Here is a 19,005-nt window from a genome sequence, read left to right as displayed (position 1 = left end):
CCTCATGGTGCGTCTCCTTGCTGTCTGTCGCGGGGCCGGAAGATCTTGCCCGGATTGAGGATGCCGTCGGGGTCGAGCGCGCCCTTCACGAGGCGCATGACATCCACCGCATCGCCCAGTTCCAGCGGCAGGAAGTCCATCTTGCCGACACCGACGCCGTGCTCGCCGGTGCAGGTGCCCTCCAGCGCGATGGCGCGGCGGGCGAGGCGATCGCAGAAGGCCTTGGCACGGGCCAGTTCCTCGGTGCTGGAGGGATCGATCAGCACCAATAGGTGGAAGTTGCCGTCGCCCACATGGCCGACCACCGGGGCGGTGAGGCCCGTCTGCGCGATATCCGCCGCCGTCTCCACCAGGCATTCGGCGAGGCGCGAGATGGGCACGCACACATCGGTGATCATCGCCTTCGCGCCGGGCCGCAGCGCGAGGCCGGCATAGAGCGTGTTGTCGCGGGCGTGCCAGAGGCGGCTGCGCTCCTCCGGCGTCGTCGCCCACTGGAAGCCTTCGCCGCCGAACTCGGTCGCCAGCGCCTCGGTGGTCTCCGCCTGCTCGGCCACATAGGCCTTGGAGCCGTGGAACTCGAAGAAGAGATGCGGCACCTCGGGCAGGCCGAGCTTCGCGTGCAGGTTCATGCCGCGCATCATCACCGCGTCGAGCAGCTCCACCCGCGCCACCGGCACGCCGGACTGGATGACGGCGATGGCCGTATCCACCGCCGCCTTGAGATCAGGAAAAGCGCAGACGGCGGAAGAGATCGCCTCCGGCTGCGGATGCAGCTTCAGCGTCACCTGCGTAATGACACCGAGCGTGCCCTCCGCGCCAACGAACAGGCGGGTGAGGTCGTAGCCGGCGGCGGACTTGCGCGCCCTTTGCGCGGTGCGGATGACGCGGCCATCGGCCAGCACCACTTCCAGCGCCAGCACATTGTCCTTCATGGTGCCGTAGCGCACCGCCATGGTGCCCGAGGCCCGCGTGGAGGTCATGCCGCCGATGGAGGCATCGGCGCCGGGATCGATGGGAAAGAACAGGCCCGTGTCGCGCAGTTGCGCGTTCAGCTGCTTGCGGGTGATGCCGGGCTGGACGGTCACGTCCATGTCCTCCGCATTCACCTTCAGCACCGCATTCATCCGCCCCATGTCGAGGCACACGCCGCCGTGCAGCGCCGCCGCATTGCCCTCCAGCGAGGTGCCGGCTCCGAACGCGACGACCGGCACCTTCAGCTCGCGGCACAGGCGCACGACGGCCTGCACCTCGGCTGTCGTCTCGGGAAACACCACCACGTCCGGCGGGGTCGCCGCGTGGTAGGCCTCGCTGCGGCCGTGGTCGGCGAGCACGCCGGGCGCGCGGGTTGCCCGGTCGCCGACGATCTCCGCGAGCCGCGCCAGCACGCCATCCATGGGATGCGCTGCGATGGGCATATGGGCAGACATGCGTTCCTCCCTTCGCGCGTCCCGTTGGCCGGGCTTGCTGCGCGTCCGTCCGTCCCTTCACGCCGCCTGCGAAGCCGCGGCGGAGACGGGGTTGAGCTTGAAATCGTAGGTCAGCGCGCACCAGGGCTGATCCATCGTCCGGCCATCCGGCGCGACACCCGATGCGTGGGCGGCAAACTCGCGGATGAGCGAGTCCTTCACGCCGAACACCGCATCGCTGTCGAGATAGGCGTCGCCGGCGACGAACACATGGGTCACGAGCTTCTCGTGTCCGGGCGCCTCGATCATGAAATGCACATGGGCCGGTCGCCATGGATGGCGGCCCTGCGCCTCCAGCATTTTGCCCACCGGGCCGTCGTGCGGGATGGGATAGGCGGCGGGCTTGATGGACCAGAATGCGAAGCGGCCCTGATCGTCCGTGCGCAGGCGGGCGCGGGCCACAAGGCCGTTGTCCTCATGCTGCACGTCGTAATAGCCGTCCACGTCCGAGTGCCAGACATCGACGATGGCGTTCACCAGCGGCGTGCCGTCGAGGGTCGCCACCGAGCCGGAGACGAACATGGGCTCGCCTTCGAGGTGCCCGGAAATATCGGTGCCGTTCGCCACCTCCGGCGGGCCTTCCACATAGAAGGGGCCGAGCACGGTGCTCTCGGTGACCGCCGTCTGGTGGTCGTGGTTGATGGCGTCCACCAGCATGGAGACGCCGAGCGTGTCCGACAGCAGGATGAACTCCTGCCGCGTGCCGGTGCACATGTGGCCGGTGTCGGTGAGGAAAGCGATGCCCTTTTCCCATTCCGCCTGGGTGGGGCGCACCTCGCGGACGAAATTGTGCAGGTGGCGGACGAGCGCCTCGCTGATCTCGCGGACACGGGCATCAGGCGCGTTGGCGACGCGCTCCAGCACCGCCTCGGTGATGGAAAACTGGTCGAAATTCCTCATGCGAGCCTCCCGTCATTCTTGTCGAGATCCGGCTCGCCCAGTCCGGCGAGCCATTCGGCAAGGCGGACCGGTGCAATGAAGTCCGCCTCCCCGTCGCCGCGCCCGATGAGCGCGCCGTAGATCTCCCGCGTGAGCGTGGCGAGGGGCATGGCCATCTCGGCGGCGTGGCCGGCCCCGACGATGAGGTCGAGATCCTTGGCCATCTGCCGGCAGGAGAAAGTGGAATTGAAGTCGCGCGTCTCAAGGCTCTTGGCCTTGTAGTGCACCATGGGCGAGCCCACCGCGCTGTTGGTGAGCACGTCGAGAATGTCCTGCCAGGCGAGGTTGCCCTTGCGGGCGAGCACGATGCTCTCGCCCATCATGGCCGCCGAGACGGCGATCATCAGGTTCACGGAGAGCTTGGCGTAGCGCGCCTCCTCCTGCGTGCCGAGATACTTCTGGGCGCGGGTGAAGTCCTGCGCCACCGGCAGGAAGGTGTCGAAGGCGGCGCGCGGGCCGGAGACGAAGCAGGTGAGGTTGCCGGTGTGGGCGATGGCGGCATTGCCGGAAACCGGCGCGCGCAGATAGAGGATGCCCGCCCGCTCGGCGGCAGCGCCCAGCTCGGCCGAGATGCCGGGGCTCACCGTTGAGGTCTCCACCAGGATCGCGCCCTTGCGCATGGCGGAGAGCAGCGGCCCGTCCAGCGCCACGGCGCGGAGCGCCTTGTCGTCGGGCAGCGAGGTGAAGACGATATCGCGGCCAGCCGCATCCGCCAGCGTCGCGGCGGGGGTGACGCCGCCGGCGGCGGCCTCGGCGATGCGCTCCTGATCGCGGTCGAAGCCGGCGATGTCACGGCCGGCGCCGGCGAGGCGGGTGGAGATGGGCAGGCCCATCTTGCCGAGCCCGATCCAGCCGAGGGTCAAAGTGTCAGCCATCATCCTCTCCTCACGCCGCCTTTTTGCCGAGGCCGAGCTCATCGACGATGCGCGCGCCCGAGGCGGTAAGCCGGGCGAGCTTCTCGTCGATGCCGGTGGCGAGCAGCGTCCTGTTCTTTTTCATGAAACGACCGGCGATCATCACCGCTTCCACGTCGCCGCGCCCGGCCTGCATCACCACCGTGGCGACGGGATCATGGACCGGCTGGAGGTGCAGCGCGCGGGCGTCGATCAGCACGAGGTCGGCCTGCTTGCCGGGGGCGAGGGAGCCGATGCGATGGTCGAGCCCCAGCATCCGCGCACCCGCGATGGTGATCCATTCCAGCGCCTGCCGCACCCGCACCGTGGAGGTGGAGGGAATGGCACCGGTCTCGCGACGGCTGTCCGTATTGTCCAGCACCCGCTGCATGCCCAGCGCGATGCGCGCGACGCCCATCATGTCGCCGGCGAGCACGCTTTCCAGATCCACCCCGAGGGAGGGCGCGGCGCCGCGCTTCAGGAGGCGGCCGGTGACGGGGAAGCCGTGGCCCTGCGTCATCTCGTTTTCCGGCGTCACGGAGAAGGAGGCGCCGAGGTCCACGAGGCGGGAGAACAGTTCGTTGGAGAGATCGTTGCCGTGGACGACGTTGACGGCCGGGCCGACCAGCCCCTCGGCGATCAGCGTCTCCCAGCCGCCCGGCGTCTTCGCCGCGCCACCACCCTGATGCATGGAGGCGACGAGGCCGAGTTCGCGGGCGAGCCGGAAGTCGGCGCGGGCGACCTCCATGGTGGAGTAGTGAGGGCCGAGGATGGCGAGGCCCAGCGTCAGCAGCCCATCCGTGCCGGCGAACGGACCGCGCATGAGGCGCTCGATCTCGGCGCGCGGGTGCGGCACCTCGGAGAAATGTGGCTCGCCGGGCTTCGGATCAGGCTTGGGCGAACCGTGGAAAAAGGCGGCGCGGATGCCGCTCTCGGTGAGCGCTTCCACCGCCGCGTCCGTGTGGTCGGGCGTGGGGTTGTTGTGGCACCAGTCCACCAGCGTGGTGGTGCCGGCATCGATCTGCCCGAGCGCCCCGACCAGCGTGGCGATGCCGATGTCCTCCGGCCGGAAGCGGGTGGCGAGGCCGGCGTGCACCCAGCGGAAATATTCCAGCAGCGTCCAGTCGGCGGCAAGGCTGCGCAGTCCCGTCTGCCAGGTGTGCATGTGGGCATTCACGAAGCCGGGAACGCAGATGCGCCCTGCCCCATCCACCCGCTCCGCATCCGCTGCCGCGATGGCGGGGGCGATGGCGGCGATGCGGCCGTCCTCGACCAGGATGTCGCCCCTCGGCAGATCGCCGATGGCGGGCTCCATCGACAGGATGGTGGCGCCGGATATGAGGGTGCGGGCGCCCATCAGGCCGCCTCCTCCGCCGGCACCGCCGCCACCGGCCGCTCGCCGGAATAGGCGCGTGCGATGAGGTCGCGGATGCCGTCGCGCGTCACCGGACGCGGGTTCCAGTAGGGGTTCTCCACCGCGAGGTCGGCGGCGGTCTCAATGCCGTCCGCCGGCATGCCGATGTCCGAGAGTGCCCGCGGCACGCCCAGCGCCCGCACCAGATCGAACAGCCCCTGCGCCGCATCCGGCGCACCTAGCGCACGGGTGATAGCGGCCATGGCCTCCGGCGCGGCGGGGGCGTTGTAGGCCACCGCGTGGGGGAGAACGATGGTGTGCGTCTCCGCGTGCGGCAGATTGAAGGTGCCGCCGAGCGTGTGGCAGAGCTTGTGATGCAGCGCCATGCCCACCGCACCGAGGCAGCAGCCGCACAGCCACGCGCCGTAAAGCGCCATGGTGCGGGCCTCGATGTTCGCCGGCTCGTGGATGAGGATGGGCAGCGCCGAGGACAGGGTGCGGATGCCGTCCTCCGCCATCAGCGAGATCACCGGATTGCGGTCGCGGGCATAGAGCGCCTCCACCGCATGGGCGATGGCGTTGACGCCGGACGTGGCGGAGAGGCCGGCCGGCAGGGTCAGCGTGAGGTCCACGTCGTAGATGACCGCCTCGGGCAGCACGTCGAGGGAGCGGATGGTGGTCTTGCGCCCCTCCTGCGTCTCACCGAGGATGGGCGTCATCTCCGAGCCGGCATAGGTGGTGGGGATGACCAGCTGGGGCACGCCGGTGCGCAGGGCCAGTGCCTTGCCGAGGCCCGTGGTGGAGCCGCCGCCCAGCGCTACGACACAATCCGCATCAGCCGCCTTCAGGGCGTCGAGCGCCTTGTCCGTCACCTCCACCGGCGTGTGCATGGTGGCGCCGGGGAAGACCCCCGCGCAGTTTTCGCCGATGAGCTTGCCGATGCGCTCGCCCTCCCCCGCCTGCTGCGGCGTGGTGAGCACCAGCGCCCGCCGCGCGCCGAGCCGCGCCACTTCGGCGCCGACCTCGGCGACGGCGCCGCGGCCGAAGCGGACGCGGATGGGCAGGGCCTCGTAGGTGAAGGTCTCGATCATGGTTCAGATCCGTTCGCGACGCACCGGAGGCGCGCCCTGAGGTCACTCGCCCGCAAGGAGGGCGGCGGCGGGATGACGGGTCTCGATGGCGCCGAACGCGGCGTCCTCGGCCACATAGTCCACCTGGAAGCGCGCGATGCGCAGGTCCGCCAGTTCCTGGCGCACACGCAGATGCTCGGGATGGGAGGCGTAGGCGGCGAGATCGGCGGCGGTGGCGAATTCGGACACCAGCACCACGTCGCAGGCATAATCGACATCGGAAATGTCGAGGCCGATCTCGACGCGGGTCATGCCGGCGACGCGGCCGCGCAGGCCCTCGAATGCGGCCTTGACCTTCTGCCGGGCGGCAGCGCGCTCCTCGCGCGTCTCTCCGCTCACGCGCCACATCACGATGTGGCGGATGGGTCCCATCATTGGCGTTTCCTCGACCTATTGGTCTTTCGTTGGATGTGAGTTTTGACTTGCGCACAGCGGAAATAAACGGGATTTTCCGGAACGGTCTTTTGCGCAAAGTGGAAATATGGATCGCCTGACCCAGATCGAGGTGTTCGTGAAGACCGCCGAGCTGCGCAGCCTCTCGCGGGCGGCGGAGGCATTGGGCATGTCCAACGCGGCGGTGAGCCGGCATCTCGCGGCGCTGGAGGAGCGCCTCGCCGCACGCCTCGTGGAGCGCAACACCCGCCGCCTCTGGCTGACAGAGGCGGGGCAGGAATTCTACCAGCGCAGCGGCACGCTCCTCACCGAACTGGCTGAAGCGGAAGAGGCGGTGAACGAGCACACCCTCGCCCCGCAGGGCCTGCTGCGGGTGACGAGTTCGCTCTCCTTCGCCACCATCTATCTCGCGCCCATGCTGCCGGAATTCCGCAAGCTCTATCCCAAACTCAACGTCCATATCGCGGTCGCCAACCGCTACCTCGACTTCATCGAGGCGGGCATCGACGTCGCCATCCGCACCCGCCTGCACGAGCCGGACACCAACATCATCGTGCGCCGCCTCGGCCGGATGCGGCGCGTGCTGGCCGCTTCACCGGCTTATCTGGAGGAGCACGGCCGCCCGCGCGAGCCGGCCGACCTCACGCGGCACGACATGCTGGTCTACAATCTTGCGCAGGATCCCTTTTCCCTGCGCCTCACCAAGGGTGACGCGGAGCGCACCGTGCGCATCACCGGCGCGCTGGACTGCAACGACGGGCAGGTGATCCGACAGGCAGCCCTGTCGGGCCTCGGCATCCTCATCCAGCCGCTCTACATCGTGCAGGACGACCTCGCCTCCGGACGCCTCGTGGCAGTGATGCAGGATTGGCAATTGCCCACGCTGACCATGAACATCGCCTACCAGAACCGCGAGCGCCTGCCGGCGAAGATCCGCGTGTTCACCGACTATCTCGTCAATTATGTGCGGCAGGTTTCGAGCAGCGGCATCTGGTCGGCCTGACCCGGCGCGTGTTGCCGGGGCCTCGGGTTTCGCCATGATGGGGTGATCCGACACCCCTTGCCTTCCGGGCGGCCCATGCAGCACATCCTCGGTGCCTTTTCAGCCCTCGATCCGCTCATTGCGCTGGGGGTGTTCATCGCCACGGCCGCCACCGACGCCTGCTACGTGGCCTTCACCTCGGCCGTGGTGGCGCGCCGACGCCTCTCGGCGGCCAACTGGTCGAGCGTCTGGTACATGCTCTCCTCGTTCGCCGTCATCAGCTACACGGAGAACTGGGTCTATGTGGTGTTCGCGGCAGCGGGCTCGTGGGTCGGCGCCTTCCTGTCGCTGACCCTGCTGCATCGCCCCGGCGGGAAGGTGGCGCCTGTCGGCTCCTCCCCGCCGGACTAGCGATTGCGGCCGCGACCCTCAGACGGCCGCGGCAGCATCGACCTCGCGGAACACCTCCTGCGCGATGCGCGAGGTCTCCAGCGCCACCGGGACACCGCAATAGATCGCGATCTGCAGCACCACCTCGCGGATCTCGTCGCGGGTGACGCCGTTGGTCAGCGCCCCCTTGACGTGAAGCTTCAGTTCGTGCGGACGGTTCAACGCCGACAGCATGACGATGTTGAGCATGCTGCGCGTCTTGCGCTCCAGCCCCGGCCGGCCCCAGATCGCGCCCCAGCAATATTCGGTGACCAGTTCCTGCAGGGGGCGGGCGAACTCGTCCACATTGGCCATGGAGCGCTCCACATGGGCGGCGCCCAGCACCGCCTTGCGGATCTCCATGCCCTTGTGCAGCAGGCTGGCGGCTTCGGTCGTTTCGGTCATCTGACTGTTCCTGGATGAATGGGCGTGACGTGAAGGGGTGCAGGTCAGGATTTGGGCTTGCCGACGATGAGGCGCTTCTCGACGAGGGTCACGGCAAGGTCGAGCACCAGCGCGAAGACGGTGAGGACGATGATGCCGGCGAACACGGCATTGACGTCGAACGTCGCCTCCGCCTGGAGGATCAGGTAGCCGACGCCCCGGGCCGAGCCGAGATATTCGCCCACCACCGCGCCGACGAAGGCCATGCCCACCGACATGTGCAGGCTGGAGAACACCCAGCTCAATGCCGAGGGGATATAGACCGTGGTGAGGAGCTGGCGCCGGTTCGCGCCCAGCATCCGCGAATTGGCGAGGATGACCGGGTTCACCTCTCTTACGCCCTGGAAGACGTTGAAGAAGACGACGAAGAACACCAGCGTCACGCCCAGCGCCACCTTGGAGCCGATGCCGAGGCCGAACCAGACGATGAAGATGGGGCCGAGGATGACCCGCGGCATGGCGTTGAGCGCCTTGATGTAAGGATCGAACAGGGCTGCCGTGAGCGGCGAGAGGCCAAGCCACAGGCCGATGCCGATGCCCGACGCCACGCCGAGCAGGAAGGCGAGCAGCGTTTCGATCAGCGTGGTCGCGAGATGGACGAAGATCTCGCCCGTCACGAACCAGCTGACGATCTGCTGGAACACCAGCACCGGATCGCCGAAGAAGAAGACCGGCAGGGCCTTGGATCGCACCAGCGCATACCAGGCGATGATGAGGGCCGCGAACAGCGCCGCCTGGAGCGCGGTGAGGACGATGGGACCCGGCATCGCGCGCCGGCGGGACCGCCGTTGCGGGCGGGCGGCGGGGCGGCCGGGGGCAGTGCGGCCGGAGGCGCTGGGATCGGCGATCACGGCGTCAGTCCGCAAGTTTGCGCTGATTTCGCTCATAGGCTTTCAGGACCTCTTCCTTCATGGCGTCCCAGATCTGGTGGTAGAGCTCGACGAAGCGCGGCGTCATGCGGATCTCGGCGACGTCGCGCGGCCGCGGCAGGTCGATGCGGAACTCGGCGATGGGGTGCGTGGAGGGGCCGGCGGACAGGATGATGACCCGGTCCGACAGGGAGATCGCCTCTTCCAGGTCATGGGTGATGAACAGCACCGACTTGCGATAGGTGGTCCAGAGCTGGAGCAGCTCGTTCTCCATCAGCACACGCGTCTGCACGTCCAGTGCGCTGAACGGTTCGTCCATGAGCACGATCTTGGGATCGCGAATGAGCGTCTGCGCCAGCGCGACGCGCTTGCGCATGCCGCCGGACATTTCGTGCGGGAAGCGCTCGCCATGTCCGGAAAGCCCGACACGGGCGAGCCACTCGTTGCCGAGCCGCTCGGCCGCCTTGCGCTCCGTCCCCGCATATTCGAGGCCGGTGATGACGTTTGACAGCGCGGTTCGCCACGGCATCAGCGCGTCCGCCTGGAAGAGATAGCCGGCATCGGCATTGATGCCCTCCAGCGACCGGCCATAGACACAGATGTCGCCCTCCGAGGGTTCGAGCAGACCCGCGGCAACATTCAGCAGGGTGGACTTGCCGCAGCCGGTGGGACCGACGATGGAAACGAACTCGCCATCCCCCACATGAAGGCTGGCGTCGTTCACCGCCGTATAGGCACCGAAGCGCACTGAGACGTGGTCGAACAGGAGGGCCGGCGGCGGGCCGGCGTGAGCGGAGAGGTCACCGACGGGCGCTGGCATGCGGACGGGGCCGGCTTCCGGTTGAAGGCCGAAGGTCATGAAACGTCTCCCTGAGGGCGCGGGAACTGGAGGGCGCGGGACGGAGGGGCCAGCAACGGCCCCTCGGCGACACGTCAGTGCTTCGCGGCCGGGCCGTATTTCTTCAGCGCACGTTCCACGAGGCTGTTGTCATAGGTGCGCGGGATGTCGAGGCTGGCCGACTTCAGCGCCGGCTCCATCACCGAAATGGTGGCAAGCACGTTCTTCGCCGCCTCCGGCGTCACGATGCCGTCCCACTGGAAGGCGGAAAGGTTCTGCTGCAGCGATTTGCGGTAGAGCGCTTCGTCGGCCTTGTAATATTCGGCAGGAACCGAAGCGATGATATCGTCGATGCTCGCGGTCTTCAGCCACTGCATGGCGCGCACCAGGGCATTGGACACGGCCTGCGACGTGTTCGGATTGGCCTTGATGAAGTCGGTGCGGGCGTAGAGGCAATCGGCGAGGTAAGGGCCGCCGAAGGCGATCTGCGAGCCTTCCGCGTTCCGGCTGTCCACCAGCACCACCACTTCCTTCGCATCGGTGAGAGAGGTGATGGCGGGATCCAGATTGACGATGGCATCAAGCTCGGTGCCGGTGCGGATGGCGGCGACCGCGCTCGGGCCGGTGCCGATCGAGATGAAGCTCGCATCCTTCCAGTTCACGCCGGCCCGCTCCAGCAGTTGGGCGACGAAATTCTGCGTGGAGGCGCCTGGCGCCGAGATACCGATCTTCTTACCCTTGAGATCCTTGACGCCCTTGATGCTGTCCGCCTTCGTCGCGCGCACGGCGAGCACATTGCCTGGATAGCGACCGAAGACGGTGATGCAGGTGAGATCCTGCCCCTTGGACTGCAGGCGGAGCATGTGCTCGTAGGCCCCTTCGCCGATGTCGGCGCCGCCGGCGACCACCGCCTGGAGGGCCGCGGTGCCCGAGCTGAAGGCCGTGGAATCCACCGTAAGGCCTTCGTCCTCGAAGTATTTCTTATTCAGCGCGACGAAATACGCGATCTTGTTCATCTGGCTGATGGAACCGCCGACCGCGATCGAGATCTTCGGCTTCTCCAGGCCCGCGGCCCCGGCCGCTCCCGGCAGGAGGGCGAGGCCCATCCATCCGGCGGCGATGATGCTTCTGACGATGGACATTAGCTTCCTCCACGGATGCGACATTTGCTTGGCGGCGTCGCTTGAGGGGCGCTTGGCGCCCTCTTCATTTTCTGACTTATTGTATGACAATATGGCCAATGAGATGGATGTCAACCGTGTCCGACTGACTTTCCGTCATCCGGCCCTCCCGCAGAAAGTCGCCACTACTTTCCCCTGTTCAGAATCCCGTCCAGCGTCTCGCGGTCGACCTTGATCGCGACACCGGCGCGCTCTTCCTGCACCAGCATGGCGACGCGGGAATCCCTCTTTCCCCAGCCCCGGTTGCGGGCCTCCGTCATCTCGGCCAGCGTCATTTCGGTGAACCGTGCCGGGACGCCGACCTCCCGCGCGAGGGCCGCGGCCAGAGACACGTCCTTGAACGCAAGATCGAGGGCGAAGGACACCTCGTCGAAGGCCGCCGGCAGGAACTGGTCGGCGAGACGGTCCACCACATTCTGGCGCCCGAGCGATCCTTCCCGGATCGCGGCGAACAGGGTGGCGGGGTCCACACCCGCCTTGACGCCGATGGTGATGACCTCCGCCAGAACCATCTGGATGCCGTAGTTCGCGCTGTTGTGGACCAGCTTCGCCGTGGTGGCCGCGCCGAGCGCGCCGAGAAACATCACCCGGTCGCCCAGCAGCTCGAGATGTGGCCGGCAGGCCTCGAAAGCGTCCTCGCTGCCGCTCACCCAGATGGCCAGCCGGCGCGTGCGCGCGCCCCTGGGCCCGCCGCTCACCGGCGCATCCAGCAGGGCGACGCCACGAGCCGCGAGGCGCTCCCCCACCGCACGCACCGCTGCCGGCGCGCTGGTGGTCATGTCGATGAGCGTCGCGCCGGCCGAGAACCCCTCGGCGAGGCCGTCGTTGCCGAACACCACCGCCTCGACCTCGGCCGGGCCGGGCAGCATGGTGAAGATCTCGCGGGCCCTCGCCGCGACATCGCGCGGCGACGGCACCCACCGAGCACCCAGCGCCTCGAACGGTGCCGCGGCCTCGCGCCGGCGGGTATGGATGACGAGTTCCTGGCCGGCTTCAAGGAGCCGCGTCGCCAGCGGAGCGCCCATGGCGCCGAGGCCGATGAAACCGATGGGCACGGACGTCACCTCCTGTTGCGCGGTGTCAGAGACCGTTGAGGAAGGCGAGAAGCCGCCGGTTCACCTCGTCCGGGGCTTCCAGCGGCGCCATGTGCGAGGCGTCGGCGATGATCTCCAGCCGCGCGCCGGGGATACCGCGCGCGATGACCTCGGATGCCGCCACGGGCGTCGTCGGGTCCTGCTCACCCACCATCACCAGTGTTGGCTTCGCGATTTCGCCGAGGCGCGGCGCGACGTCGAGGGTCGAGATCATGTCCCACATGGCGGCATGAACATGGGGATCGGCCGCGCGCAAGGTCTTCGCGACCCGGTCGAGCACGTCGGGCCGCCGGGCGGCGAAGCCGGGCGTGAACCAGCGCTCCAGCGTAGGCGCGACGATCGCCTCCATGCCGCCCGCCCGCACCTGCGCCGCCCGCCCGCGCACGGCCGCCCGCCCCGCATCGGCAAAGGTGCTGACCGTATCCATGAGGCACAGCGCGCGGACAAGATCGGGGCGCGCGAGCGCCAGCGTCTGGGCGATCATGCCGCCAACGGACAGCCCCACCACGCAGGCCGGGCCCGCCCCTGCCGTTTCGATGACCCCGGCGAGATCGGCGGCCGCATCGCCGAACCCCAAGGGCAGGCGAGGCGCGGGCGAGGCGCCGTGGCCGGCAAGGTCGTAGGCGATCACGTCGAAGCTTTCGGCGAGCGCGCCGATCTGCCGGTCCCAATAGGTCAGGTCGAGCGCGACGGCATGGATGAGCACCACCAGCGGGGCGCCACGGCGTCCGGCGCGCACCTGGTGAAGCGCCGGGGTGGCCCCCGAAAGCGGCGGACTTGACGGATCGGCATGGGGCATCACGCAAGCTCCTTCGGCGGCCCACGTTGGGCGTGCGCCATCAATCGCGCGCTCGAGGCGGCTGCACGGGTGTTTTCAACGGAACAGGCGCGACCACCGCGCCTGAAGGCGGACTACATGCGGGCGAGGCGCGGCTCGCCCGCGGACGGAGCGGCGGTCCCCTTGTCCCTGGCGGATGCCTTCGTGCCCCGCTTGCGGACCGGGCGGTCGCGCTCGGCCTCCTTGGCGGTGAGCACCGCATCGGCGATGGCGGCGGCGTTCATCACATGGCGGCGGCAGGCCTGTCCGGCCGCCTCGGGATCGCGCCGGGCGATGGCCTCCATGATGTCGCCGATCTCACCGAGGCTCTTCGCCAGCCGGCCCGGCTGGGAGAGCGTATGGGCGCGCAGCATGGTGACCCGCCAGTGGATCATGCGCAGCATGTCCTCCAGCATCGGATTGTGCGCGCCGGCCGTGAGCGCGGCATAAAAGGCCGTCTTGACGAGCAACAGATCGCTGCCCGGCTTGCCGCGGCTGGCTTTCCTGAAAGCGGCGAAGGCGCTCTCCAGCGCCTTGTGCTCGGCCTCCGTGGCCCGCTCGGCAAAGCAACGCCCGGCCATCTCCTCCAGCGTCGCGCGCAGCTCATAGATCGAGCGCGCGTCTTCGGCGGTGTAGATGGCGACGATGGGGCCGCGATGGGGGATGATCTGCAGGATGCCTTCCGCGGCGAGCTGGCTCAGGGCCTCCCGCAGCAGGGTTCGGCTCACCTGGAACATCTCGCAGATCTCGCGCTCCACCAGGCGGTCGCCCGGTTGGAAGCGCCCTTCGAGGATGGCGGTGCGCAGGGCCTCGATCACCTGCTTCTTGAGCGATGCCGCCTGGTGCATGGCCGCAAGGCTGGCTGGCGTGGTCATTGCTGGCTTCCTTGGCTCGCGGTCCCGATGGATTCGATGCGCTGTGTCCACTGACGAAATCAGATGACGGGCGGCTCGTCGAGCCGCACGACGATGCCGTCCAGTTCGGGCTTCGGCGGCCGGTAGCGCTTCATCACCAGCGGATCGTGCCCGGGGATGATGTGGTCCGGCGAGGGCGCGGCGGCCTTCAGCCGGTCGAAACCCTCCAGCATGCATCCCACGTGGAAGGCGGTGACGAACGGGCGCTCGGTGTCCATGTTCTCGTAGAAATGCGTCACGTCCGACGCCAGCACCACCGGTCCGCGGCGGGTGTTGACCCGCACGAACTGGAGCCCGGCGGAATGCCCGGGTGCGGGGTGCAGCGTCACGCCCGGCGCGAGTTCCGCACCGCCGTCATAGAAGTTGACGCGGCCGGCATAATTGGCGCGGACCATGCCCACCACATCCTCCACCTCGAAGGAATGGCGCAGGCGGCGGTAGCGCATGTAGCGTCCCACCGCATAGTGCATCTCGGCCTCCTGCAGGTGGAAGGTCGCGGCGGGAAAGAGGTCGAAATTGCCCACATGGTCGTAGTGCAGGTGGGTGAGGATCACATCCTGCACGGTCGCGGGATCAAGCCCCACCAGCTTCAGCGCCTCGGCCGGGCAGCGCAGGAAATCGCGCTTGCGGCGGGCCGCGACCTCGGCGTTGAAGCCCGTATCCACCACGAAGCTGCGCGCTTCGCCAACGATGGCCCAGACGTAATAGTCGAGCGGCATGGACGCATCGTGGGGATCGCCGCCGATGAAATTGTCCGCCCGCTTCGCATCGCGCGTGGCGTAGCGGATGGCGAAGACGTCGTAGGTGGGGATCGCCTGTGCGCTCATGCCGCCTGCCCCTTCGGGTGAGACCCGCTCGCGCCGGCGAAGGCGCGGTAGCGCTCCGCATAGTCGCGGATGCCCTGTTCCAGCGTGAATTCCGGCGCCCAGCCGAGCACCGCGCGGGCTGCGGAAATGTCGAGGGAGGCGCGCATGCGCGCATTCACTTCCTCCAGGGGCGACAGCGCGTCACCGATCTCGATATCGGCGCCCGGCACGACCTGCCGGACGATCCGCGCCACCTCTGCGGCCGCCGTCGCCTGTCCAGCCGCCACGTTGAAGACGCGCTGGGCACCCTCGGCGGGGGCCGGAACGGCGAGGGCGCGCACGACCGCCCTGGCGCAGTCCGGGACGTAGGTGTAGTCGCGCTTCATCGGCCCGCCGGTCGCGAACCGCACGGGCCGGCCCAGCACCGCCCCCTCCACCATGGGCTTGATGAACATGGGCGTGCGCATGCCGAGGCCGTAGACGGCGGTCACGCGCAGCGCCAGCACATCGACCCCATGGAAGGAGGAATAGGCGAGGCCGATGGCCTCGCAGGCCATCTTGGTGGTGCCGTAATGACCGGCGGGGTTGCCCTGCACCACCGAGAAGACCGGGTCCGTCTCCTTCAGCGGCGAGCCGTCGCCGCCATGGTATGCGGCATTGCTGGACAGGTAGACGAGCCGCGCCATGCCGAGCTGCCGTGCCGCCTCGCACACATTCACCATGCCGGTGATGTTGGTGTGGTAGGTCGCCGCCGGCTGGGCGAGGGAGGTCTCCAGCCCCACGATGCCGGCGCTGTGGACGATGGCCTCGATCCGCTCTGTCCGGCACACGTCCATGAGACGCGCAAGGTCGGTGGTCTGGCCCGTGGCATGGACGACGTCGCCCGCCTCCGCGGCGGCGAGCGTGACGCGGGCTTCGGGCCCCGGCGCGGCCATGTCGTAGCTGACGACGCCATGTCCGGCCTTGGCGAGCGCCGCCGCCACATGGCTTCCGAGAAAACCGGACCCGCCCGTCACCAGCACGCGCATGGGACTGCCTCCCGAACCGGCCTCAGCCATGGGCCTTCTGCGCCCGCTCGGCGAGCAAGACGCTCATGAGCGAGACCGCGTATTCGCTGCGCTGCGGATCGGAGAGCCCGGCGGCCTCGCGGCCGAACTTGCGCAGCAGGGTGATGGACATGGGGTCCTGGGCGGCGACGAAATCGGCGACACGCAGCGCTTCGGCCAGCGCGGCGCCGGGCGGGACCACCGATGTGACGATGCCGTAACCCTCTGCGTCCGCAGCGGAAATTTCCCGGCTGGACAGGGACAGCTCGAAGCCCCTTTTGTAGGAGACGAAGCGGAACAGGTAGGACAGCACGATCAGCGGCGGCATGCCGTGGGACATTTCCGGCAAGGCGAAGCGGGCATTCTCGGCCGCGACCACATAGTCCGCCTGGGCCGACATGCCGAAGCCCCAGCCGAGCGCAAGGCCTTCCACCGCAAGGATTGTCGGCACCGGCAAGGCGGCGAAGGCCGCATTCACCTTGAGGATGGCGTTGAGGTCTTCCGCGACGTCTGATGCCCGGGTCAGGCCCTTCTTGCCGACACGGCCGCCGCAGAAGTTGGCGCCCTGCCCGGCGACCACCAGGGCCCGCATACCGGGTTGATTTGCAAGGGTTTTGGCCGTCTCGGCGAGGTCCAGAAGGGCCTCGGTGTCCAGATGGTTCGGCTCGCCTTGTCCCACCAGCGTCAACACGATGACGCCATTGCCTTTTTCCTCGACGCGAACGGCCATTCCCGGGGCTCCCTGCGCGGCCCTCTGGCGGGCCGCCTTGTTTTTTTCATCGGGAGGGAGTGTGGCACCGCGGCCGAGGAATGTAAACTGATTGTACGACAATAATCTGCACAGACAAACGGACAGCCGGAGCCCCGCGCGTGGAGGCGGGGACCGCCCCGAAGGGCCACGTTCAGCGCGATGCGGACTTCGCGCCGGCGGCACCAAAAGCATTGGAAAACAAGGCCTCGAAGCGCTCCGGAGGCAGCGGCCGGCTCCAAAAATAGCCCTGCCCGAAGGTGCAGCCGTTGGCGACGAGGAAGGCCATCTGCGCGGCCTCCTCGACCCCCTCCGCCAGGATCTCGATGTCGAGCGCCCGGGCCATGGCGATCATGGCCCGAACCAGTTCGCCGTCGACCGCGGAGGCAGGCAGGTCGCGCACGAAACTCTGGTCGATCTTCAGCCGGGAGATCGGAAAGCGCTTGAGGTAGGCGAGGGAGGAATAGCCGGTGCCGAAATCGTCGATGGCGATCCTGACACCCAGTTCCGCGATGCGTTTCAGCTTCGATTCAGCACCGGAATCGGCGCCGAAAAGCATGCTTTCGGTGATTTCGAATTCGATGCTGTCAGCCGGCACCCCGGCGGCGGCGAGCGCCGCCTCGGTCTTCGCGCAGATGTCGGTGGCGTTGAGCTGCCCGGCGGAGATGTTCACGGCGACGAACGCGCACGGCAGCCCGGCCGTTCGCCAGCGCGCCATTTGGGTGCAGGCGGTCGCCAGCACGAAGTCGCCGAGGGGGACGATGAGGCCGGTTTCCTCGGCCACCGGGATGAAGCGGTCGGGGCCGATCATCTCGCCCTCGGGGGTGACCCAGCGCACCAGCGCCTCGGCGCCGACGATGGTCTGGTCTTCGAGGCGGACGATGGGCTGGTAGTGGACGGTGAATTCGTGCTCCGCCAGCGCCCGGCGCAGGTTTGCCACCAGTTCCACGCGCGCCCGCGCATCGCGGGTCAGGGCATCGGTGTAGAAGGCATAGGTCCGTCCGCCCCGGCTCTTGGCCTGGTAGAGCGCGGAATGGGCGTGCTGGAGCAGGGTCTCGGCGTCGCTCGCGTCCTCGGGGTAGAGGCTGATGCCGATGCTGGCATTGATGAAGAGATTGCTGACGCCCTCGGCCGCGAACGGCTCGCCGAGGGCGTCGATGAGCCGGTCGGCGAAGCGGATGGCCTCCTTCGGCCCCTCGCAGCCGTCGATCAGCACCACGAACTCGTCGGCGCCGTAGCGGCCGATGGTGGCATCCTCGGGCACCGCCTTGCGCAGGTGCTGCGCGGCCGCCCGCAGCACCTCGTCGCCGGCGGCGAAGCCGAGGCTGTCGTTGATGGTCTTGAGATGGTCGATGTCGATGTAGAGCACCGCGCACTGGGTGTCCGGGCGGGTCAGCTCGTGCTCGATCAGGGAGAAGATGAGGGTGCGGTTGGGCAGGCCGGTGAGCGGATCGTAGCGCGTCAGGCGGTCCACCTCGAGCTCGGACTTGCGCGCCTGGGTGATGTCGTTGAAGGCGCCCACATAGCTTTCCGGCGCGCCGGTGCGGCCGTAGACCGTGCTGATGACCGTCTGCTGCAGGTAGAGCGCGCCGTCCTTGCGGCGGTTCCAGATCTCGCCGCGCCAGACGCCGTTGTCCTTCAGGGCGGCCCACAGCAGCTGGTAGAACAGCCGGTCGTGCCGCCCGGAGTTGAGGAACCGCATGTTCTGGCCGAGCACCTCGGCCTCCCCGTGGCCGGTGATGGCGACGAAGGCCGGATTGACCGCCGTGATCCGTCCGGCGAGGTCCGTCACCACCAGCCCCTCCTGGGTGTTGGTGAAGACGGCCTCCGCCAGCGTCAGGTGATGCTCCGCGACGATGCGGGCGGTGGCATCGGAGGCCATCAGGATGATGTAGCCCTCGCCTTCCGGCGTGTCGCGCGCGATGGACTGGACGCACGACAGCCAGATCTCCTTGCCGGCACGGGTGAGATGAGGCTGGTCGCTGCGCGCCTCGACGACCGTCCCCGAGGGCAGCGACGAGACGGCCTCGCGGCTGGTGCTGCCGCCCGCCCCGGCCCGGATGTTCGGCCGCACGTCGGCATAGCTGCGCCCGAGCAGGTCCGCCCGGCCATAGCCCAGGAGGGCGCAGAGGGTTTCGTTGACCCTGAGGAAGCGCCCGTCGAGGTCAAGATGGGCGATGCCCTCCGCCGCCTGTTCGAAGGTCGCCCGGAAGCGCTCCTCCGCCGCATGGAGCGCGGCCTTCTGGTCAGCTTCGGCCAGCGCGACGCGCAGCCTCTGGCGCTGGACGAAGAGCAGCGTCAGCGCGCCTACCACCACGAGGCAGGCGGCGGCGGTGATGGCGGAGAGGAAGGCGACGCCGCGCACGTCGTCCACCACGTCGGCCGTGGCGACGGTCGCGATGAGCACCGCATTGGCCGCGGGCACCATCGCCGCCGCCACCAGCAGCGGCACGTCGTCCGGCGGGGTGATGACGTCGGCGGCGAGGCCGGCCGCGCCGGCGGCAGCGAGGGGCACCAGGGCGTCGGGCAGCGCCTGCTGGGCCCCTGTGTGTTGGGGATGTGTCAGGATGGGAGCGGGCGGGAGATCGTTGGGCCCCAGGTCTTGAAGACCGTGAGCCGGCACGGATCCCCGCCCGCTTGAACACACCCAGCCTGAACAGTT

19 protein-coding genes are annotated in these 19,005 nt (G+C 68.4%); 2 read left to right on the top strand and 17 right to left on the bottom strand.

The window, feature by feature from the left end; all coding sequences use genetic code 11:
* Positions 1-2: 2 nt before the first annotated feature.
* From EJ105_RS26605 to EJ105_RS26580, 6 genes are read right to left on the bottom strand one after another with little or no spacing between them, the layout of a single operon-like run.
* The gene (locus tag EJ105_RS26605) at positions 3-1,427 is read right to left on the bottom strand and encodes an FAD-linked oxidase C-terminal domain-containing protein (protein WP_250168718.1); all 1,425 of its coding nucleotides are present in this window, start codon (positions 1,425-1,427) and stop codon (positions 3-5) included.
* Between the two features lie 57 nt (positions 1,428-1,484).
* Complete coding sequence (locus tag EJ105_RS26600) at positions 1,485-2,366, bottom strand: intradiol ring-cleavage dioxygenase (RefSeq protein WP_250168717.1); 882 nt, start codon at positions 2,364-2,366, stop codon at positions 1,485-1,487.
* The gene (locus EJ105_RS26595; RefSeq protein ID WP_250168716.1) at positions 2,363-3,280 is read right to left on the bottom strand and encodes an NAD(P)-dependent oxidoreductase; all 918 of its coding nucleotides are present in this window, start codon (positions 3,278-3,280) and stop codon (positions 2,363-2,365) included. Before EJ105_RS26595 ends, EJ105_RS26600 begins: the two co-directional genes overlap by 4 nt.
* A gap of 10 nt (positions 3,281-3,290) precedes the next feature.
* A complete protein-coding gene (locus tag EJ105_RS26590) occupies positions 3,291-4,655 on the bottom strand; it encodes an amidohydrolase family protein (protein ID WP_250168715.1) in 1,365 nt (454 codons plus the stop codon).
* Complete coding sequence (locus tag EJ105_RS26585) at positions 4,655-5,743, bottom strand: maleylacetate reductase (RefSeq protein ID WP_250168714.1); 1,089 nt, start codon at positions 5,741-5,743, stop codon at positions 4,655-4,657. The genes EJ105_RS26590 and EJ105_RS26585 overlap by 1 nt, the downstream gene beginning before the upstream one ends.
* Positions 5,744-5,785: 42 nt before the next feature.
* Complete coding sequence (locus tag EJ105_RS26580; RefSeq protein ID WP_250168713.1) at positions 5,786-6,157, bottom strand: Dabb family protein; 372 nt, start codon at positions 6,155-6,157, stop codon at positions 5,786-5,788.
* A gap of 106 nt (positions 6,158-6,263) precedes the next feature.
* Between EJ105_RS26580 and EJ105_RS26575 the strand changes: the two genes are divergently transcribed.
* Both EJ105_RS26575 and EJ105_RS26570 read left to right on the top strand, forming a co-directional pair.
* Positions 6,264-7,178, top strand: coding sequence for a LysR family transcriptional regulator (locus tag EJ105_RS26575; protein ID WP_029555552.1), 915 nt, complete (start codon positions 6,264-6,266; stop codon positions 7,176-7,178).
* 75 nt (positions 7,179-7,253) lie between these two features.
* Complete coding sequence (locus EJ105_RS26570) at positions 7,254-7,568, top strand: hypothetical protein (protein WP_029555553.1); 315 nt, start codon at positions 7,254-7,256, stop codon at positions 7,566-7,568.
* Between the two features lie 18 nt (positions 7,569-7,586).
* On the opposite strand, the gene EJ105_RS26565 is transcribed toward EJ105_RS26570, so the two are convergent.
* The 11 genes from EJ105_RS26565 to EJ105_RS26515 all read right to left on the bottom strand — a co-directional run bounded on the left by EJ105_RS26565 (position 7,587) and on the right by EJ105_RS26515 (position 18,858).
* The gene (locus tag EJ105_RS26565; protein WP_250168712.1) at positions 7,587-7,991 is read right to left on the bottom strand and encodes a carboxymuconolactone decarboxylase family protein; all 405 of its coding nucleotides are present in this window, start codon (positions 7,989-7,991) and stop codon (positions 7,587-7,589) included.
* A gap of 44 nt (positions 7,992-8,035) precedes the next feature.
* The gene (locus tag EJ105_RS26560; RefSeq protein WP_024280652.1) at positions 8,036-8,797 is read right to left on the bottom strand and encodes an ABC transporter permease; all 762 of its coding nucleotides are present in this window, start codon (positions 8,795-8,797) and stop codon (positions 8,036-8,038) included.
* An 88-nt stretch (positions 8,798-8,885) separates the two neighbouring features.
* Complete coding sequence (locus EJ105_RS26555; RefSeq protein ID WP_051679367.1) at positions 8,886-9,719, bottom strand: ABC transporter ATP-binding protein; 834 nt, start codon at positions 9,717-9,719, stop codon at positions 8,886-8,888.
* A 113-nt stretch (positions 9,720-9,832) separates the two neighbouring features.
* Positions 9,833-10,879 carry an ABC transporter substrate-binding protein gene (locus EJ105_RS26550; RefSeq protein WP_250168711.1) on the bottom strand — a complete coding sequence of 349 codons (1,047 nt, stop codon included), beginning with the start codon at positions 10,877-10,879 and terminating at the stop codon, positions 9,833-9,835.
* A 164-nt stretch (positions 10,880-11,043) separates the two neighbouring features.
* Positions 11,044-11,973 (bottom strand): NAD(P)-dependent oxidoreductase, encoded by a 930-nt coding sequence (locus EJ105_RS28050; protein ID WP_250168710.1) that lies wholly within the window; start codon positions 11,971-11,973, stop codon positions 11,044-11,046.
* Positions 11,974-11,998: 25 nt separating this feature from the next.
* Complete coding sequence (locus EJ105_RS26540) at positions 11,999-12,811, bottom strand: alpha/beta fold hydrolase (RefSeq protein WP_250168709.1); 813 nt, start codon at positions 12,809-12,811, stop codon at positions 11,999-12,001.
* A gap of 113 nt (positions 12,812-12,924) precedes the next feature.
* The gene (locus EJ105_RS26535) at positions 12,925-13,704 is read right to left on the bottom strand and encodes a GntR family transcriptional regulator (protein ID WP_250168708.1); all 780 of its coding nucleotides are present in this window, start codon (positions 13,702-13,704) and stop codon (positions 12,925-12,927) included.
* A 59-nt stretch (positions 13,705-13,763) separates the two neighbouring features.
* On the bottom strand, positions 13,764-14,570 hold the full coding sequence (locus EJ105_RS26530) for an N-acyl homoserine lactonase family protein (RefSeq protein WP_250168707.1): 807 nt from the start codon (positions 14,568-14,570) through the stop codon (positions 13,764-13,766).
* Positions 14,567-15,577, bottom strand: a complete 1,011-nt coding sequence (locus EJ105_RS26525; RefSeq protein WP_250168706.1) for an NAD-dependent epimerase/dehydratase family protein — start codon at positions 15,575-15,577, stop codon at positions 14,567-14,569. Before EJ105_RS26525 ends, EJ105_RS26530 begins: the two co-directional genes overlap by 4 nt.
* A gap of 22 nt (positions 15,578-15,599) precedes the next feature.
* Complete coding sequence (locus EJ105_RS26520; RefSeq protein ID WP_250168705.1) at positions 15,600-16,325, bottom strand: enoyl-CoA hydratase/isomerase family protein; 726 nt, start codon at positions 16,323-16,325, stop codon at positions 15,600-15,602.
* A gap of 172 nt (positions 16,326-16,497) precedes the next feature.
* Positions 16,498-18,858 carry a putative bifunctional diguanylate cyclase/phosphodiesterase gene (locus tag EJ105_RS26515; RefSeq protein WP_347881348.1) on the bottom strand — a complete coding sequence of 787 codons (2,361 nt, stop codon included), beginning with the start codon at positions 18,856-18,858 and terminating at the stop codon, positions 16,498-16,500.
* Positions 18,859-19,005: the final 147 nt, after the last annotated feature.

Source organism: Xanthobacter aminoxidans (genome assembly GCF_023571765.1).
GTDB lineage: Bacteria > Pseudomonadota > Alphaproteobacteria > Rhizobiales > Xanthobacteraceae > Xanthobacter > Xanthobacter aminoxidans.
This window is presented reverse-complemented; position numbering and strand designations above follow the sequence as displayed.

Excerpts from the sequence above, each read along its gene's own strand:
- EJ105_RS26570 (WP_029555553.1), top strand. The coding sequence starts at position 7,254 with ATGCAGCACATCCTCGGTGCCTTTTCAGCCCTCGATCCGCTCATTGCG.
- EJ105_RS26590 (WP_250168715.1), bottom strand. The coding sequence starts at position 4,655 with ATGGGCGCCCGCACCCTCATATCCGGCGCCACCATCCTGTCGATGGAG.
- EJ105_RS26535 (WP_250168708.1), bottom strand. The coding sequence starts at position 13,704 with ATGACCACGCCAGCCAGCCTTGCGGCCATGCACCAGGCGGCATCGCTC.
- EJ105_RS26575 (WP_029555552.1), top strand. The coding sequence starts at position 6,264 with ATGGATCGCCTGACCCAGATCGAGGTGTTCGTGAAGACCGCCGAGCTG.
- EJ105_RS26585 (WP_250168714.1), bottom strand. The coding sequence starts at position 5,743 with ATGATCGAGACCTTCACCTACGAGGCCCTGCCCATCCGCGTCCGCTTC.
- EJ105_RS26530 (WP_250168707.1), bottom strand. The coding sequence starts at position 14,570 with ATGAGCGCACAGGCGATCCCCACCTACGACGTCTTCGCCATCCGCTAC.
- EJ105_RS26595 (WP_250168716.1), bottom strand. The coding sequence starts at position 3,280 with ATGGCTGACACTTTGACCCTCGGCTGGATCGGGCTCGGCAAGATGGGC.
- EJ105_RS26540 (WP_250168709.1), bottom strand. The coding sequence starts at position 12,811 with ATGCCCCATGCCGATCCGTCAAGTCCGCCGCTTTCGGGGGCCACCCCG.
- EJ105_RS26555 (WP_051679367.1), bottom strand. The coding sequence starts at position 9,719 with ATGCCAGCGCCCGTCGGTGACCTCTCCGCTCACGCCGGCCCGCCGCCG.
- EJ105_RS26600 (WP_250168717.1), bottom strand. The coding sequence starts at position 2,366 with ATGAGGAATTTCGACCAGTTTTCCATCACCGAGGCGGTGCTGGAGCGC.
- EJ105_RS26520 (WP_250168705.1), bottom strand. The coding sequence starts at position 16,325 with ATGGCCGTTCGCGTCGAGGAAAAAGGCAATGGCGTCATCGTGTTGACG.
- EJ105_RS26560 (WP_024280652.1), bottom strand. The coding sequence starts at position 8,797 with ATGCCGGGTCCCATCGTCCTCACCGCGCTCCAGGCGGCGCTGTTCGCG.
- EJ105_RS26580 (WP_250168713.1), bottom strand. The coding sequence starts at position 6,157 with ATGATGGGACCCATCCGCCACATCGTGATGTGGCGCGTGAGCGGAGAG.
- EJ105_RS26605 (WP_250168718.1), bottom strand. The coding sequence starts at position 1,427 with ATGTCTGCCCATATGCCCATCGCAGCGCATCCCATGGATGGCGTGCTG.
- EJ105_RS26565 (WP_250168712.1), bottom strand. The coding sequence starts at position 7,991 with ATGACCGAAACGACCGAAGCCGCCAGCCTGCTGCACAAGGGCATGGAG.
- EJ105_RS26550 (WP_250168711.1), bottom strand. The coding sequence starts at position 10,879 with ATGTCCATCGTCAGAAGCATCATCGCCGCCGGATGGATGGGCCTCGCC.
- EJ105_RS26525 (WP_250168706.1), bottom strand. The coding sequence starts at position 15,577 with ATGCGCGTGCTGGTGACGGGCGGGTCCGGTTTTCTCGGAAGCCATGTG.